Here is a 15,850-nt window from a genome sequence, read left to right as displayed (position 1 = left end):
CTTCCTGTGTAGTTCCAAGCCAGGATGCGCCTAACCTCGCTCAGTAAGTGTCGGTGACACCTGTGACGTTCTTGGTGTCTTCCAGTGGCTCTGATTGCTTGCCAGGATATCGAGGTCTGGGCGCTAGCCGACCGACAACGGTCTGGTTACGAATACCCATAAGCGGACGCTCGCAAGCTATCTAGTGAACTTGTCCGGCAGCCCTTGTTCTTGCGCCCTGACCGTCTGCGATCATCGTTTAGATATCCGCTCAAACGAACAGAAGCTGTCGAGGAGGCGCTTCATTACCCTTGTGCCGTAGCAGGTATTCGACCCCTCTCGTGAGGCTACATCATAGCTTCATTATAGTGGCGTCACGCGTCCGAAACAAAGGTGACGCTCAGCCGTCATCGAGGATGCTCATAACGCCCCGGACAAATCGGTTACAATCCGATTCACTACAGGGGTTCATGTTTATGCGTACCATCACCATGCTGCGGGCGACCGCGGCATCGCTGGTCATTCTGACCCCTGCATCCGTCGCTCATGCACAGTCGACCCCCTGGCGGAATCGACGCTCAGAGAAACCGACGACGCCACGAACGCAGGCGATGAGATCTTGGTCACCGGACGCCTGGGCACGGTCGCACAGAAGAAGGTCGATGCGAGCTATTCGATCACCACGATCAGCGAGAAGGACCTCCGCGAGCGTGCGATCGGCAACCTGGCGGAGGCGATGCAGCAGATCCCGGGCGTCTGGGCGGATTCCTCGGGTGGCGTCGGCGCGAACAACACGCGCGTCCGCGGCATTCCGCGCGGCGGCTACGAGTCGCTCGCCGTGTACGAGGACGGCCTGCCGATCCAGCACGATCCCGGCATCAACTGGATCAACGTCGACCAGTTCCTGCGCATTGACGAGACCTATTCGGGGATCGAGGCGGTTCGCGGTGGCCCCTCCTCGATCTTCGCCGCCAACGCACCGGGTGGCCTCGTCAATTTCATCCCGCGCAAGGGCACGCCGCAACTGAGCGGCCTGCTCAAGCTGACGACATCGGACTATGGCCAGATCCGCGGCGATGCGTGGCTCGGTGGACCGATCGCGGACGGCTGGCGCTTTTCGGTCGGCGGCTATTACAACAAGGACCAGGGCATCCGCGATCCGGGGCCGGCGGCGAACAACGGCGGCCAGGGTCGCGTGCTGATCTCGAAGGACTTCGCGCGAGGGAGCATCTCGTTCGGCGTGAAGTACATGGAGGATAACAACTTCTTCTTCGACGCCATTCCGCTGGTGCGCAACGGCGACGACCTGAAGCCGCTCGCGCCGTTCAACGGCCATGACGACACGCTGACCGGACCGCAGGACGGTCGCGTCCAGATCAAGACGCCCGACGGTATCCGCAAGGCGCAGTTCAACCTGTTCAACCAGACGAGCGACCTGCAGTTCACGCTGAAGGGCAATACCGAGTTCGACGACGGCACGACGGTCAGCGGCGGGTTCCGCTATCGCGATTCCACCACCGATCGCAACGCGCGCGGACTGAACAGCCTCAACACGCAGGCCGCGCAATTGTCCTCGGTCCGCGCCAATGCGGTCAAGGCGTTCGCAGGCCGCGGCGCGACCGACGTGCGGCTGGTCTACAACGATGACGGCAGCGCGTACGGCGCCAATGCGAACGGCAACGGCCTGGTCGGGGTCAACACCTTCCAGTCGATCCAGAACCCGATCAAGGAGACCATGGGCCTGTTCGAACTCGGCCATGTCTACGAAACCGGGATCGGCCGCCACGACGTGAAGCTCGGGTTGTACGGCACCACCGCCGACTGGGCACACGATCGGAACGACGGCGTCGGCCTGACCGAAGTCGCCCCGAACGCGCGCCTGCTCGATATCGTCGCGGTCAACGCGGGCGGGCAGGTCGTCGGGCGCGTCACCGACACCGGCATCCAGCGGTACGAGGCCCGGTTCGCGCATTCCTATGGCGGGTATGAGGACGTTGCCTTCTACATCTCCGACGAATGGCAGATCACGCCGAAGCTGCGCGTCGATGGGGGGTTTTCGCTACGAGACGATCTGGATCCATGGCTATTCGGAAGGCGTGAAGAGCTTCAATCTGGGCAATCCGGATACGCTGGCCGACGACAACGTGCTGTACGGCTCGGACGTGTTCAACCGCTTCGACCCGAAGTTCAGCGACCACAGCTACACGATCGGTGCCAACTGGCAGTTCATGCCCGAAGCCGGCATCTTCGGCCGCTACACCAGCACCTACCGGTTGCCGCAGATCGGCCAGTACCGCGACAACGTGCTGCCGACGGGCATCCGCAGCCAGTCGATCGAACAGGCCGAGGCGGGCGTGAAGTTCCAGAAGCCCTGGGGCAGCCTGTACGCCACGCTGTTCTACAATTCGTTCAAGGACGTGCAGTTCACCAACACGTATATCGACCCGGCGACGCTCCGGATCGTCCAGGAGATCAACTATGGCGACGTCAGCACGACTGGGGTCGAGCTGGAGGCGAACCTGAAGCCGGTGCCCTGGTTCGACGTCTCGGCGACCGCGACGTACCAGGATCCGAAGTTCAAGAACTATACCTACAACACCATCGTCGCTGGGGCGCCCGTCACCACCTCGTTCGACGGCAATCGGCCGTCGAGCATGCCTAAGGTGATGGCGAGCATCCGGCCGCGCGTATCGCTGATCGGTGGCCGCCTGCGCGTGCTGGGCGAATGGCGGTACGAGGGGGGACAAGTTCAACGACGACTCCAACCTCGTGAAGCTGCCGGCGTTCTCGGTGTTCAATGCCAGCGCGGAGCTGGACGTGACCGAGAACATCACCGTGCAGGTGAAGGGCACCAATTTGTCGAACGCGCTCGGCCTCGGCCAGGGCGGCGGGCAGCAGCTCGTGCCGGGGGCGGCGGACGGTGCGGTGATCCTGGCGCGACCGATCTTCGGCCGCGCGGTGCAGGGTTCGGTGTTGTTCAAATTCTGATCGGGAGAGTATCCGTGAAGCGATCGATCGTAGCTGGGCTGAGCCTTGGCCTTCTCACCCAAACGGCAGTGGCGCGCGATACCGCGCCGCCGCTGCGGATCAACGACGTGGCGGTGATCGGCACGCACAACAGCTATAAGCAGCCGATGCCCGCCGCGACGATGGCGAAGGTGCGGGCGGTCGATCCGGCGATGGCGGATGCGCTCGACTACTCGCATCGCAGTCTGACCGAGCAGCTCGACGCCGGTGCGCGGCAACTCGAGATCGACGTGAACTACGATCCGCAGGGTGGCCATTACGCGCGAGGCTCCAACGATCCGAAGCTCAAGCGGCCGGGCTTCAAGGTGCTGCACATCCCCGGCATCGACAACGCATCGAGTTGCGTCCTGCTCACCGAATGCCTGACGATCATCCGCGACTGGTCGGCGAAGCATCCGCGCCATGTACCGATCCTGCTGATGTTCAATGCGAAGGACGAGCAGAACGCGGCGCGGGGCGGGATCGATGCGCTACCGTTCGACGCGGCGGCGTATGATGCGCTCGATGCGGAGATCCGGTCTGTGATTGCGCCCGGCAAGCTGATCGTGCCCGACGACGTGCAGGGACGCTATCCTACGCTGCGGGCGGCGGTGCTGGCGGACAACTGGCCGTTGCTGGAACGCTCGCGTGGGAAATTCCTGTTCGCGCTGGACGAGCCGCCTGCCAAGGTCGCGGTGTACCGGGGCAAGCGGCGCTCGCTCGAAGGGCGGGTGTTCTTCATCAACACCGACGAGGCGTCGCCCGCGGCCGCCTATCTGACGCTCAACGATCCGGTCCGCGATGCCGACCGCATCCGCGGCGACGTCGCCGCGGGGTTCATCGTTCGCACGCGTGCCGACGCGAACACGCGCGAGGCCCGTGCCAACGACATCGTCCCTCGCGACACCGCGCTGGCGGGGGGCGCGCAGTTTGTATCGACCGATTATCTCTGGCCCGATCCGCGCCTGGACGGAGGGTATCACGTCGCCCTGCCCGGTGGTGTGGTCGCTCGCTGCAACCCCGTGCGCCTTCCGAAGGGCTGCGGCGATCTCGACAAGGGTGGCAAGTGATGCGGACGCTCGCCTTCATTGCCGTGCTGGCGCTGGCCACCGGTGCGACCGCATCGACCGATTATCTGCGGAACCGGTCGATGCCGGACCTGATGCAGGTCCTTCCCGCCCCGCCCAAACCCGGATCGCCGCAGGATCTCGACGACCGCGCGACCTTCCGCGAAACCAGGGCGCTGCTCGGCACCCCGCGTGGCGACATGGCGACGCGGGACGTCACCGACGATCGCTTCAGTGTGTTCGCCTGTGCGATCGGTCGCGAGCTCGATGCGACATCGTCCCCCGCCCTCACCCGCATCTTCGCGCGGATGGGCGACCAAAGCATGGTCGGCCGCGCCAAGGATGGCTTTGCCGTCAAGCGTCCGTATCTGAAGGACGACCTGCCGATCTGCGAACCGAAGACCGAGCATCTCGCAAGCAATGGCGATTACCCCTCAGGCCACACGACTTCGGGCTGGTCCGCCGCGCTGATCCTGGCCGAACTGATGCCCGACCGCGCCACCCAGATCTTGCGGCGCGGACGCCAATATGGCGAAAGCCGCTACATCTGCGGATCGCATAGCCGAAGCGCGGTCGAGGCGGGATACATGGCGGGATCGGTGCTGGTAGCGATGCTGCATAGCTCTGCCGAGTTCCGACGCGACATGGAGGCGGCACGGGCGGAACTTCGGCATGGGGCGAGTTCCGCACTCAACGGGGCGCAATGCACCGCCGAAGCTGAAGCCGCATAGCAGAAACATACCGCGCGTTGTCCTACCTATGGCCGCACGCCGTCCGCGCCGTTGCCGGCGCGGACGTGGAGTTCAAAAACTGGTCGTCACGCCGAAGGTGAAGATGCGACCGCTCCGCGTGTAGACGAGCGTCCGGTCGGTCGAGAGATCGGTGAACTGCTCGATCGGCCGGTTGGTGACGTTGATCCCCTCGACGACGAAGCGCAGGTTCTTGACCGGGCTGTAGCGGACCTGGAAATCGACGTTGTTGGTCGGGCGGATGCCGTCGCCGACATTGGCGTTGCCGCCGGCGCCCGTCAGATACCGGCTGCGATAGGCGGTCGAGACACGCGCGCCGAAGCGTTCGGTCTCGAAATAGAGCGTCGCGTTGGCCGCCCATTTCGACAGATTGTAGAGCGGGATGCTCTTGACGACGCTGTTGTAGACCGCGGTCTGGTCGCCATCGATCCAGGTGCCGTTCGCGACGATGCCGAACCCGTCGAACGGCGCGGGTAGGAAGGTGAAGTCGTGCTGGAACGCCGCCTCGATACCCTTGATGCTGGCGCCGTCGCCGTTGATCGGGCGCGTGTAGTTGTACGGCGTCGTACCGTCCTGGCCTGGCAACAGCAGCGACACCGGGAAGCCCGTCGCGCTATAGGGGACCTGCGACGTCTCCGAGGTGATGAAGCTGTTGAGGTCCTTCCAGAAGAAGCCGACCGACGCGAAGCCGTTGCGATCCATATAATATTCGAGCCCCGCCTCCGCCGAAGTCGACCGGAACGGCTGGAGATTGGGGTTGCCGACGGAGACGGATCCGCCGAACGGCGCCACGGTCAGCGTTCCCGCCGCGGCAAGTTGGGGGAGGCCGGGACGGTTGACGTTGCGGCTGGCGGATGCACGCGCGATCAGCTTCGGCGTGATGTCGAGCGCAACGTTGAGCGCGGGCAGCCAATCGTCGTTGCTGGTCCCGACCGTCACCGGCTGAAGCGTGGTCACGCCATTGGTCGCGGTGGCGAGCGACCCGCTGGAGACGAGGTCGGTGTGATAATAGCGGACGCCGGCATTACCGCGCAGCCGCATCGACCCGATATCGGTATCGAGATCGAGCTGCGTGAAGCCCGCCCAGGTCTTCTCCCGAATGCGAAAGTCGCTGCCCGCGGTCAGGTTGGCGGCGGTCAGGTCCCGGTTGTTGCCGAGCAGCGCGTAGATGCCGGCAATGTCGCCGCCGATATACGGGAGCAGGCTGTCGCGGTTGATGACGTATTTCAGCGCGTCGGGTATCGCGCGATCGCTGGTCGCCGCGGTGCCGTAGAAGATGTTGGTGAGATACTGATACCCGCTGTTGGTGAAGCGCTTATACTCGCCGCCGACGTCCAGCTTCAGGATCGGCGTGAGGTCGTAGACCGCCTGGAGCTGACCGTTGAGATAGTCGCTCTTGATCATGTTCTCCTGCGTCACCAGCCGCTGGACGTTCCAGTTCGCCGGATTGGTCAGGTCGAAGCCGTAGGTGTTCACGGGGATCGTCGGCTGCATGTCGAAACTGAACACGGTGTTGCGCGCCTGCAGGAAGATCTTGTCGAACGTCGGCTGGACGAAATTCGATTTCTGGTACCCGCCCAGCGCGGTCAGCTTCAGCCGATCGCCGACGTCCCAGCTCACATTCGCTACCGCCTGGTAGAAGTCGGTCTGGTTCTCGACGCGGTGATGCTCGGTACGTTGATCGATTCCGGTATAGCTGGCGGCCACGAGCGAATTGCCCTGGATCGTCGCGGACCGGATGACCTGCGTACCGCTGACGTTGCCGGTCAGCGCGTTGTAGCCACCCGCCGCGATCGCCCAGTCGTCACGCTTGTCGGCGAGGTGTCCGTACAGCAGATCGACGTCGATCTTGAAATTGTCGCCGGGATGATATTGCAGCGCGCTCGTGACGCCGATCCGTTCGCGATCGGTGTACCAGGTCGATGGCGATTGCGCCTGAGGGGCGAAGATCGTGCCGCCGCGCAGCAGCGCCCGCGTCGGCGCGTCGATCTCTGGGCCGATGTTGTTCGCGCCGTAGGTGACCTTGCCCCAGTTCCAGTTGCGGTAGCCATATTCGTTGTTGCGAACCTTCGAATAGGCGACCGAGACGAGCGCACCAAAATCGCCCTGACGCTGCGAGAACAGGCCGACGAGGCGCGGGGTGACGCCGCTGGTCTGGTCGTTGGTCTGGGCCTTCGCGGACAGGACGATCTTCTGGCCGGCATAGTCGAACGGCTTGGCGGTGAAGAGCTGCACCGTGCCGGCGATGCCGCCCCTCGTCCTGGTTGGCGGCATAGCTCTTCTGGACGCTCACGCGGTTGAAGAGCTCGGAGGCGAACAGGCTGAAATCGAAGCCGCGGCTGCGGCTGACGTTGCCGCGGTTGTCCATGCCGGAGGCGGTGTTGCCGAGCACTTCCATGCCGTTGAGCTGCGTGCGGGTGAAATCGGGGCCGAGACCGCGCAGGGCGATCTGGCGTCCTTCGCCGGTGTCGCGCGTGATGGCGACGCCGGGCACGCGTTGCAGCGCCTCGGCGAGGTTCATGTCCGGAAACGCGGCGATGTCGGACGCCACGATGTTATCCTCGGTTCCGACCGCACGACGTTTCAGGTCCTGCGCTGCCAGCAGGCTGCTCCGATAGCCGTTGACGACGATGTCCGGGGTGGTCTCCGGCGTTTCCCGCGTGAGCGTGGTGGCCTGCGCCGCGGCGGCTACGACGACCGGCGCACGCGAGCCGACGATGCTTGGTGTTGGCGGTGCCTGGTCCCGGCGGAGGATCGTCACGCCGTTGCTCTCGACCGGACGCAGACCCGTCCCGCGTAGCAGCATGGTGAGTGCTGCCGAGGTGGTGAGCCGGCCGCTGGCACCCCTGGTCCGCTGCCCCCGAATGAGCGCGGGCGCGGCGATGACTTGCATGCCGGTGACGCTCGAATAGGCCGACAGCGCCCGAGCGAGATCGCCCGCAGGAATGGTGAATATCCGTGCGCCCGTCGATTGCGCATCCGCAACCGTCGGTGCGGATAGAGCGAACGCTACCAAGGCCAGTGCCGACGTTCCATGAAACCGCGTCATCATATTCCCCCGTCTTGGCGCCATCAGACGCCACCCGGTGGGAAGACGGTAAAGGCCGCCAAATCCGGACAGTGTTTTTCGTCAGTCCGCAGTTTTAAGCGCCAACGCCCCCTGCCCCTCGACGACCGTGAAGCCGAACCCGCTGCCGATGGCCTTTAACAGCTGGTGCGGATGATCCGTGCGGAACCGACCGAATATAGTGGTCGATGCGAGCGGCTCCACGGGACGTGCGATCCTGACGCCCCCTGGCGGTCGAGAATTTCGACCAGATCGTCGAGGCGCATGCCCGCCGTGTCGATCCAACCGCTGCGCCAGTCGGGTAAAACCGGATCGAACTTCGTCGGCGCCGCCGCCACGCCGCCGCGTACGGCGCTGCGGTACCCCGCCCGAACTACGACGCCGCGCGGCGCCCCTACCGGATCAAAGCCGACTGCGCCGCGATAGACCGCCAGCGCAACCTGTGTCTGGGTCAGGTCGAGGTCGAACGCGGTGCCGAGGACGCGTGTCTCGCTGGCGCCGGCGCGCACGACGAAGGGGCGGGCTACGTCATGCCGCACGTCGAAGAACGCCTGGCCCGCGAGTAGCTCGGCACTGCGCTGCCCGTCGCCATAGACAATTCGAAGCCGCGTCGCGCCATTGAGTGCGACAGTCGAGCCGTCCGCCAGTGTTACGGTCGAGCGTTCCCCGGCACGGGTGGCGAACATGCGCGTCGCAACCCGCGGCGCCGTCGGTGTCCCGACGAACCCGTCACTGGCCAGGAACAGCAGGGCGATGGCGACCGGGGCGGTCGCGACGGCCGCGATGGCCGATCGCCGCCATCGCCTGAGCGACCGGACCTGCTCGTCCGACAATCGGCCGCATCGCATTGCCGCGGTTTGCAGTGCATCGGCAAGCGCGGCTTCGCTCACCGGTGTTGCACCACCTGCTACGGTCATGCGCCCGCCTCCATCGTGAAGCCGCGCTTGGCCAGCGCGCCGCGGAGGTCCTGAAAGGCGCGGACGACGTGCTTCTCCACCGCCGCCATGCTCATGTCCAAACTCTTGGCGATCGCGTCGGTCCTCAATCCGTCGAGCCGCTTGCGCAGGAAAATCTCGCGCCGTAGCGGCGGCATACGCTCGAGCGCATCCGCCATGATCACCACGGCACGGCGGAAGGCCAGCACCCTGTCGGCCGTCGGCTGCTGGCAGACGATCGCGTCATCCAGTTCGACATGCGCCGAGCGCCGCGCGGCACGGTGATGATCGAGCAGCAGGTTGCGCGCAATCGCAAAACACAGCGCCTTCATGTCGTTGACCCGCGCAGTCGCCTGGTACGCGAACAGCCGCAAATAGGTCTCCTGCAGCACGTCGTCGCCATCGGCATGGTGATCCAACCGGCTTTGCACGAAACGCCGCAACGCCCCCGCCAGCGCCACGTCCGGATATTCGAGCGTCAGGGCATGCGCAGGCGACGGCTCTTCGCCGAGAGATCCTCTGCTGCTCACCAAGCCCCCATCTGCCGTTCTGGAGCGTCTTATGAGGCGATCGTGAAGGCAGCATGACAGCACCGGGATGGTTCCGCATGATCGGACTTGGCGTCCAGATCGTCAGGCTGGTTGCGGACCAGGCTGCTTGGGATCCACGACGAATTTGGCGATCGTCGCAATCGTGCCACCCCTGCCGATCGACCTGATCCACGGCCTTCACTTCGGCGAGCCAGCGATCCGGCGTCACGGTGAAGAGCTGGTAGCCGCGCTGGTTGTTGAGCAGGCTGACGTTCGGATTATTGTCCAGCGCGCGGCTTTCTCCCGCATAATGCGCACCGCCCGTGCCGCCCGACGAAATCGACGTCGCGAGAAATTCGGTCGCGATCGCAGGGCCGCCGACGTCTTCCATTTTTCGCGGCACCGATCCGACGACATGCTGATGCAAGTCGCCGCTGCCGATCACGACGTTGGTCAGGCCCCGGTGAGCGATGCCGTCGACGAGCCGTTGGCGCGACAGCGGATAGCCGTTCCAATTGTCCTTGCCGATGACGGGCGTGGAGGCGCCGTCCTTGCGGGCGTCGTACGGCATGAACAGCACTTGTTGCGCGATGAAGTTCCAGCGCGCGTCGTTGGCTAGTCCGCGATCCAGCCAGCTCTCCTGCGCTGCCCCCATCATCGTGCGCTCTGGCCGATCGACGGGAATACAGGCGTCGAGTTCCGCGCGACCTATACCAGGACGCTCGCAGAGCTGATCGCTGCGGAACGAGCGTGTGTCGAGCACGTGCATGCGAACGAGATTGCCGTAATCGAGCTGGCGATAGGCAACCCCCGCCCCGGGGCGTTGCGCGCGGCGAACGGGGACGTGTTCGTACCAGGCCTGCATCGCGGCCGCCTTGCGCAGCGCGAACACATCGGGCCGGTTGCCCTCCTTGTCGAATTCGCCCGCCCAATTGTCGTCGATCTCGTGATCGTCGAACGACATGATGAACGCGACCGCGGCGTGCGCCGCCTGGAGGTCAGGGTCCGCCTTGTACTGAGCATAACGTCGGCGATACTGATTCAGCGTATAGGTCTCGGCGCCGAGGTGCTTACGCGGGCTGGGTTCGGTGCGCGGGGCCATCTCGTAGATATAGTCGCCATAATGGAACACCGCGTCGAGATCGGGCTCGCGCGCGACATGCGCATAGGCGGTGAAGAACCCCGTCTCGAAATCCTGGCAGCCCAGCATCGCCAGCCGCAGCCGGTCGAGCGACGCGCCCGCCGCAGGGGCGGTGCGCGCGGTGCCGACCGGGCTTGATCCGGCGCCCGCGACGAGGAAGCGATACCAATAGGGGCGATGCGGCCGCAGCCCGCCGATCTCGACATGGACCGAGTGTGCCAGCGTGGCTTCCGCCATCGCCGGGCCTGCACGAACGATTTTTGAAAACCGGGATCTTCGGCGACTTCCCAGCGGACCGCGACATCGTGCGGCGGCATGCCGCCATCGGGCGTCTGCGGCTCGGGCGCCAGCCGCGTCCAGATCACGAACCCGTCGGGCAAGGGGTCCCCCGAGGCGACGCCAAGCGTGAACGGATCACGCGTGAACGTCGCGCGCGCGAGCAGGCGGGGGGGCGCTTCCCAGCAACGCGAGCGAGAAGCCAGCCTTGACCAGATTGCGGCGATCGAACTGAGGCACAAGGACACTCCCTCACGGCAGGCGCGGGTCGCGACCACGTATGCCGGGAAGACGGAGCAGCCGGACGAAACCCGACAGGCAAAATAACGGGACTATCGGTCTTCCGCGTTGCCTGCGGGACGGATGGCGATCGTTTTCGGACCATAAGCGACGTCGACGTGATAGGCAGTCTCCACCGCCTTCAGCACGCGGTCGGTATCCGAAACATGGAAGCGGCCGCTGATCGGGAGCGCCTGTAGGGCGGCATCCTGCAACAGGATCGGCCGCGCCGAATACCGCTGCACCTTGCCGATCAACACGCCGAGCGGAATATCGGACGCCTCGAACCACCCGGACTTCCAGTCGGGCGCGCTAACCGCGATATGGGGTTGCGCCGTGACATGGCCGTCGACGACGCGGGCTCCGTCGCCCTTGCGCAACACGAGGTCGGCCTGATCGGCCACGCCGACCTCGACCGCGCCGCGATACACCGCGACGGCGGTCCGCGTCGGACCCTGGCGATCGACGTTGAACGCCGTGCCCAGGACGCGCACCGTGGTGGAGCCGCTCTCGACCCGGAAAGTTCGGGCGCTTTCATGGCGAACGTCGAAATACGCTTCGCCTCGCACGAGCTCGGCGTTGCGTTTCCACGGCAAGATCTGCACGCGAAGCTCGGTATCGCCGCTCATGTCGACGCGAGATCCGTCCGCCAGGACAACGGATCTGCTCTTGCCGGCAAGGGTACGATAGGTCGTCGTCGACAACGCTGGCAAGATCAGTACGATCGCCAGCAACATCGCGCAGGCCGCCGCCGCGAACTGCGGGAGGGTGCGCCACGTCCGCCGGGGTCGCGTGCCCGATGCCAGCGGCGCGAGCCCGGCGGCGGGTGCGCTTTCGGCCTGGTTTAGCGCCTCGACTAGCGCTTCGGACTGCCACAACGCCTGCAGATCGGCAAAGACCTCCCGATGACGTGCCGACGCTGCCATCCAGGCATCGAAGGCTGGCCCCGCAGCGGCGTCGAATACCGGCTGGTTGATACGGTCGATCCAGGCGGCTGCTTCCTCCGCGATCTGGCTCTCGCGGTTCATCGCACATTCCCAGAAGCGCGCGCCTCTCCCGGCATCGCCTTGTGGAGGTCTGCCAGGCCACGCGTTATGTGCTTCTCTACCGCCTTCGGGCTCAACCCCAGTTCCCTCGCTATCGCGGCACAACTCTGCCCCTGCAATCGCCGACGGACAAGCACGTCGCGGCGCAGCGGTGGCATCGCCGCCAGTGCTTGCCGCAAGATCGCGACCTCCTGCCGACCGACCAGCACCCGATCGGGCAACGGCGCATGGCTGACGGGCTCTTCCTCGCGTTCGGCGACATAGCGGCTGTCTCGGCGATGATGGTCGATCAGCAAGTTCGCAGCGATCCGGAAGCCCAACGCATAAACGCTCACGAGTGTCTGCACGCGACTCTGGTGCACCAGCCGCGACAGTGTCTCCTGCACGACGTCCTCGACCACGTCCGTGCGGTTGGTGCGCGCCCCTCACGTACCGGCTCAACGTCGCAGCGATTGCGCGCCAATCCTCAGAAGGAGCTCCCTTACAGCTCTTAATCTGGTGCAATATGGCGGGCATGGAGTATCCGGGTTGCTGGTCCCGCCGACCTAGACCGCGTTTGTGACAATCTCGGTGAGATCGGTAGAAGTGCGACAAGTACACAGTCGCGTTTGCAGATGCGCGAGTAAGCAACCGGATTGCAACATCCGTGTAACATAAATGAAACCAAATAGATTGTCGGGTTTATCGCCCGAGGCTCGTCTTTCCCGCAAACCATCTGGGGGGAAGACATGTTCCACAAAAATTCGAAGCTCGCATCTTTTGCTTAGTTCCGTCGCGCTGTCCGTCTTCGTCAGCGCGCCTGCTGTCGCGCAGGCGGCGTCGGCGCCGCGCCAGTTCACGTTCGACGTGCCGGCGCAGGACCTCGGCAATGCGCTGTTGGCCTTTTCGCGCCGGACTGGTCTGCAGCTCGCCTCGTCGCCGTCGCTGTTGAAGGGCGTCCTTGGCCAGCGCCTGCGCGGGCGGATGACTGCCGAGGAAGCACTCGCACAGCTCACAGCGGGTAGCGACCTGGACGGCCGGATCGTCGACGGTACGGTAACGGTGGTCCGTCACATGCGCTTCGCCACGGCGGGGGCGTCCGTCCCTGCCGTGGCACTTGGCGGCGTGGCCCCACAGGTAACGAGCGCGTCGGACGTGCAGCTCGAGAACGGCACCGATATCGTCGTCACGGGCTATCGCGAGAGCATCGCCAAGGCGCAGCAGATCAAGAAAGCGGCGACCGGATCGCAGGACGTCATCCTGGCGCAGGACATCTCCGCCTTTCCCGACCAGAACCTCGCGGAAGCGCTGCAGCGCATTCCCGGCGTCGCGATCACGCGAGACAGCGGCGAAGGCCGGCAAATCTCGCTGCGCGGGCTCGGCGCGGATTTCACGCGTACCCAACTCAACGGCATGGAGGTGCTCACCAACACCTCGTCGGGGCTCGACAGCCGATCGTCGGTCAGTCGTTCGCGGTCGTTCGACTATAGCATCTTCGCGTCCGAACTCTTCAACAAGGTCGTGGTCGAGAAATCCTACGCGGCCGAGCAGGATGAGGGCGGCATCGGCGGTACCGTCGGGCTGCACACGGCCAAGCCGTTCGACTATGCCGGGCTTACCGTCGTCGCGTCCGCCAAGGGGCAGACGAACCAATATACCAAGGATGTCACGCCGCGGCTGGTAGGGCTGATATCGGACCGCTGGGGAGATTTCGGCTTCTTGGCATCGGTCGCGTACAGCACTGCGGACACAGTCGAATTCGGCTATCGCAACTGGAACTGGTCGCAGATCAATTTCGGCGCCCGCAATGTCGGGCCGACCGTCTCGGCGGCGGACCGCGCGTTGCTGGTGGGTGCGACCGGCGCCAACAGGATCTGGAACAGCCGCGCGCAGACCTATGCGACCTTCTTCAACAAGCGCGAGCGACTGGGCCTGACCACGGCACTGCAATATCATCCCGACGACCGCACCGACGTGTCGCTCGACGTGCTGTACGGCAAGCTGAATAACGATCGCACCTCGGGCGTAATCGGCGCCGCAGGAACGAACGGTATCGCCGCCAACAACGTGACCGGCACGCAGGTGCTGACCGGTGCGACCTTCGACGATTACAACGACATCGTCGGCGCATCGTTCGATCATGTCGACATGCGGACCGAATCGAAGGTCACGCATGACCAGACGACCTTCTGGCAGGCGGCGCTGAACGGCCACACCGATCTCAGCAGCAACCTGACGGTCAATTTCCTCGGCGGCTGGTCGAAATCGACGTTCGATTCAGACTATGCCCAGGTGTTGCTGGAGTCCGTCGACAAGAGCTACTCCTTCTCAGGCCTGAACACGGGATCGCCGCGCACCAGCTACGGCTTCGACACGACCGACGCGTCACAATGGGACCTGCAGGGCCTCGAGACCCGCGCCGATCGCATCACGAGCGAATTCTACAACAGCAAGGCGGAACTCGCCTGGACCGTCGGCTCGGGTTCGACGATCAAGGCGGGAGCCGGGTTCAAGCGTTTCACGAACAGCGGCTGGCAGCGCAAGGTCAACCCGAACTACGAGGACAAGCCGGGCAACCCCGACGTACCGACCAGCGTCCTGTCGAACAGCACCCTCGCCCCTTACATTATCGGCGACGTGGCGGAGACCTACGCGCTGCTCGGCCAGAGCACGACCGTGGATGCGAGCCGCACCGTCACCGGCACCGCCTACGACCTGCTCGAGAAAACCTATGGCGCCTATCTGCAATACGACCTCAAGACCCAGATCGGCAGCGTCGGGCTGCGCGCCAATTTCGGCGTGCGCTATTACCACACGGACCTCGGTTCGTCGGGAACGGCGCTGGTCGGCGGCGTGCTCGTGCCCGTAGACGTGACCAACAGCTATGACGGCTTCCTTCCCGCGGCGAACCTAGCGTTCGACATCAGCCGATCGCTGGTCTTCCGCCTGAGCGGCAACCGCAATTTGAGCCGCCCCGCGTTGAACGACATGCGCGCGGCGGGCACGCTCAACCTCGCCACGTTCGGCGGCACGGTCGCTGCCGGCAACCCCAACCTTGCGCCCTTCAAGGCGGACTCCGTCGAGACCTCGCTGGAATATTATGACGGGCAGCGCGGCTCGCTGGCGATAGGCGCCTTCTACAAGAAGATGGACTCGTACATCACCTCGGAGACGCGGCTCGTCGCCTACGACACCACGGGCTACCCCGCCGCGCTGCTGCCCCCCGGCGTCAGCCCCTCCGTACTGGTGAACTACACCCGTCCGATCAACGGGCCAGGCGCGTCGATCAAGGGCATCGAGATCGCGGCGAAGCGCGACTTCGACTTCCTGCCCGCGCCGTTCGACAAGCTCGGCGTGCTCGGCAACGTGACCCTCGCCAGGGGATCGAGCGACGTGTTTTACTCGGGAGTCTCGGTCCGCCTGCCCTTGCCGACGCTGTCGAAATTCTCGTCCAACGCGACGCTCTATTACGATACCGATCACTGGGGGGTGCGCGGCTCCTTGGCGACGCGGTCGCGCTATCGCTGGGGCGATGGCGGCAACGGCAATATCGGCGAATACATCAAGGTACGACGAACCTGGACGCGTCCGCCTATGTCAATCTGACGCGGCAGTTCAAGCTGTCGCTGGACGTGATCAACATCACCGACGAGCCCATCGTCCAATATGCCGACGGCACCGCCAAACGCGTGATGACCAATACGGTGAGCGGCCGCACGTTCGCGTTCGGCGGGACCATGCGGTTCTAGCGGAATACGGGAGGGGGCAAGCGCCGCTGCCCGCCGGCTTGCCCCCT

Annotated in this window: 9 protein-coding genes and 4 pseudogenes; 6 read left to right on the top strand and 7 right to left on the bottom strand. The window is 64.8% G+C overall.

The window, feature by feature from the left end; all coding sequences use genetic code 11:
• Positions 1-598: 598 nt before the first annotated feature.
• The 5 genes and pseudogenes from NHF48_RS26085 to NHF48_RS15840 form a co-directional block, all read left to right on the top strand.
• A pseudogene (locus tag NHF48_RS26085) lies at positions 599-955 on the top strand (TonB-dependent receptor plug domain-containing protein); the annotation flags it as partial.
• 1,000 nt (positions 956-1,955) lie between these two features.
• Positions 1,956-2,660 (top strand): annotated as a pseudogene (locus NHF48_RS26080) (TonB-dependent receptor domain-containing protein); the annotation flags it as partial.
• A 19-nt stretch (positions 2,661-2,679) separates the two neighbouring features.
• A complete protein-coding gene (locus tag NHF48_RS25285) occupies positions 2,680-2,967 on the top strand; it encodes a hypothetical protein (RefSeq protein WP_253071642.1) in 288 nt (95 codons plus the stop codon).
• A gap of 14 nt (positions 2,968-2,981) precedes the next feature.
• Positions 2,982-4,055, top strand: a complete 1,074-nt coding sequence (locus NHF48_RS15845) for a Ca2+-dependent phosphoinositide-specific phospholipase C (RefSeq protein WP_253071641.1) — start codon at positions 2,982-2,984, stop codon at positions 4,053-4,055.
• Positions 4,055-4,783, top strand: a complete 729-nt coding sequence (locus NHF48_RS15840; RefSeq protein WP_253071640.1) for an acid phosphatase — start codon at positions 4,055-4,057, stop codon at positions 4,781-4,783. The genes NHF48_RS15845 and NHF48_RS15840 overlap by 1 nt, the downstream gene beginning before the upstream one ends.
• A 72-nt stretch (positions 4,784-4,855) precedes the next feature.
• Here the strand turns inward: NHF48_RS15840 and NHF48_RS15835 are convergent, their stop codons facing one another.
• From NHF48_RS15835 to NHF48_RS15805, 7 genes and pseudogenes are all read right to left on the bottom strand, one after another.
• Positions 4,856-7,036, bottom strand: a complete 2,181-nt coding sequence (locus tag NHF48_RS15835) for a TonB-dependent receptor (RefSeq protein ID WP_253071639.1) — start codon at positions 7,034-7,036, stop codon at positions 4,856-4,858.
• 91 nt (positions 7,037-7,127) lie between these two features.
• Positions 7,128-7,322, bottom strand: a pseudogene (locus tag NHF48_RS15830) (TonB-dependent receptor plug domain-containing protein); the annotation flags it as partial.
• 683 nt (positions 7,323-8,005) lie between these two features.
• Positions 8,006-8,785, bottom strand: a complete 780-nt coding sequence (locus tag NHF48_RS15825; RefSeq protein WP_253071638.1) for a FecR family protein — start codon at positions 8,783-8,785, stop codon at positions 8,006-8,008.
• Positions 8,782-9,195, bottom strand: a complete 414-nt coding sequence (locus NHF48_RS15820; RefSeq protein ID WP_253071637.1) for an RNA polymerase sigma factor — start codon at positions 9,193-9,195, stop codon at positions 8,782-8,784. Before NHF48_RS15820 ends, NHF48_RS15825 begins: the two co-directional genes overlap by 4 nt.
• A gap of 352 nt (positions 9,196-9,547) precedes the next feature.
• Positions 9,548-10,839, bottom strand: a pseudogene (locus NHF48_RS15815) (alkaline phosphatase D family protein); the annotation flags it as partial.
• 243 nt (positions 10,840-11,082) lie between these two features.
• Positions 11,083-12,057 (bottom strand): FecR family protein, encoded by a 975-nt coding sequence (locus tag NHF48_RS15810; protein WP_253071636.1) that lies wholly within the window; start codon positions 12,055-12,057, stop codon positions 11,083-11,085.
• Positions 12,054-12,476 (bottom strand): RNA polymerase sigma factor, encoded by a 423-nt coding sequence (locus NHF48_RS15805; protein WP_253071635.1) that lies wholly within the window; start codon positions 12,474-12,476, stop codon positions 12,054-12,056. The genes NHF48_RS15810 and NHF48_RS15805 overlap by 4 nt, the downstream gene beginning before the upstream one ends.
• Positions 12,477-12,834: 358 nt before the next feature.
• Between NHF48_RS15805 and NHF48_RS15800 the strand changes: the two genes are divergently transcribed.
• Positions 12,835-15,660 carry a TonB-dependent receptor gene (locus tag NHF48_RS15800; RefSeq protein ID WP_253071634.1) on the top strand — a complete coding sequence of 942 codons (2,826 nt, stop codon included), beginning with the start codon at positions 12,835-12,837 and terminating at the stop codon, positions 15,658-15,660.
• The last annotated feature ends 190 nt before the right edge of the window (positions 15,661-15,850 follow it).

The sequence above is a fragment of the Sphingomonas sp. H160509 genome (assembly GCF_024124765.2).
Classification (GTDB): domain Bacteria; phylum Pseudomonadota; class Alphaproteobacteria; order Sphingomonadales; family Sphingomonadaceae; genus Sphingomonas.
Note: the sequence above shows the minus strand (reverse complement) of the source record. Positions and strands in the feature narration are given on the sequence as shown.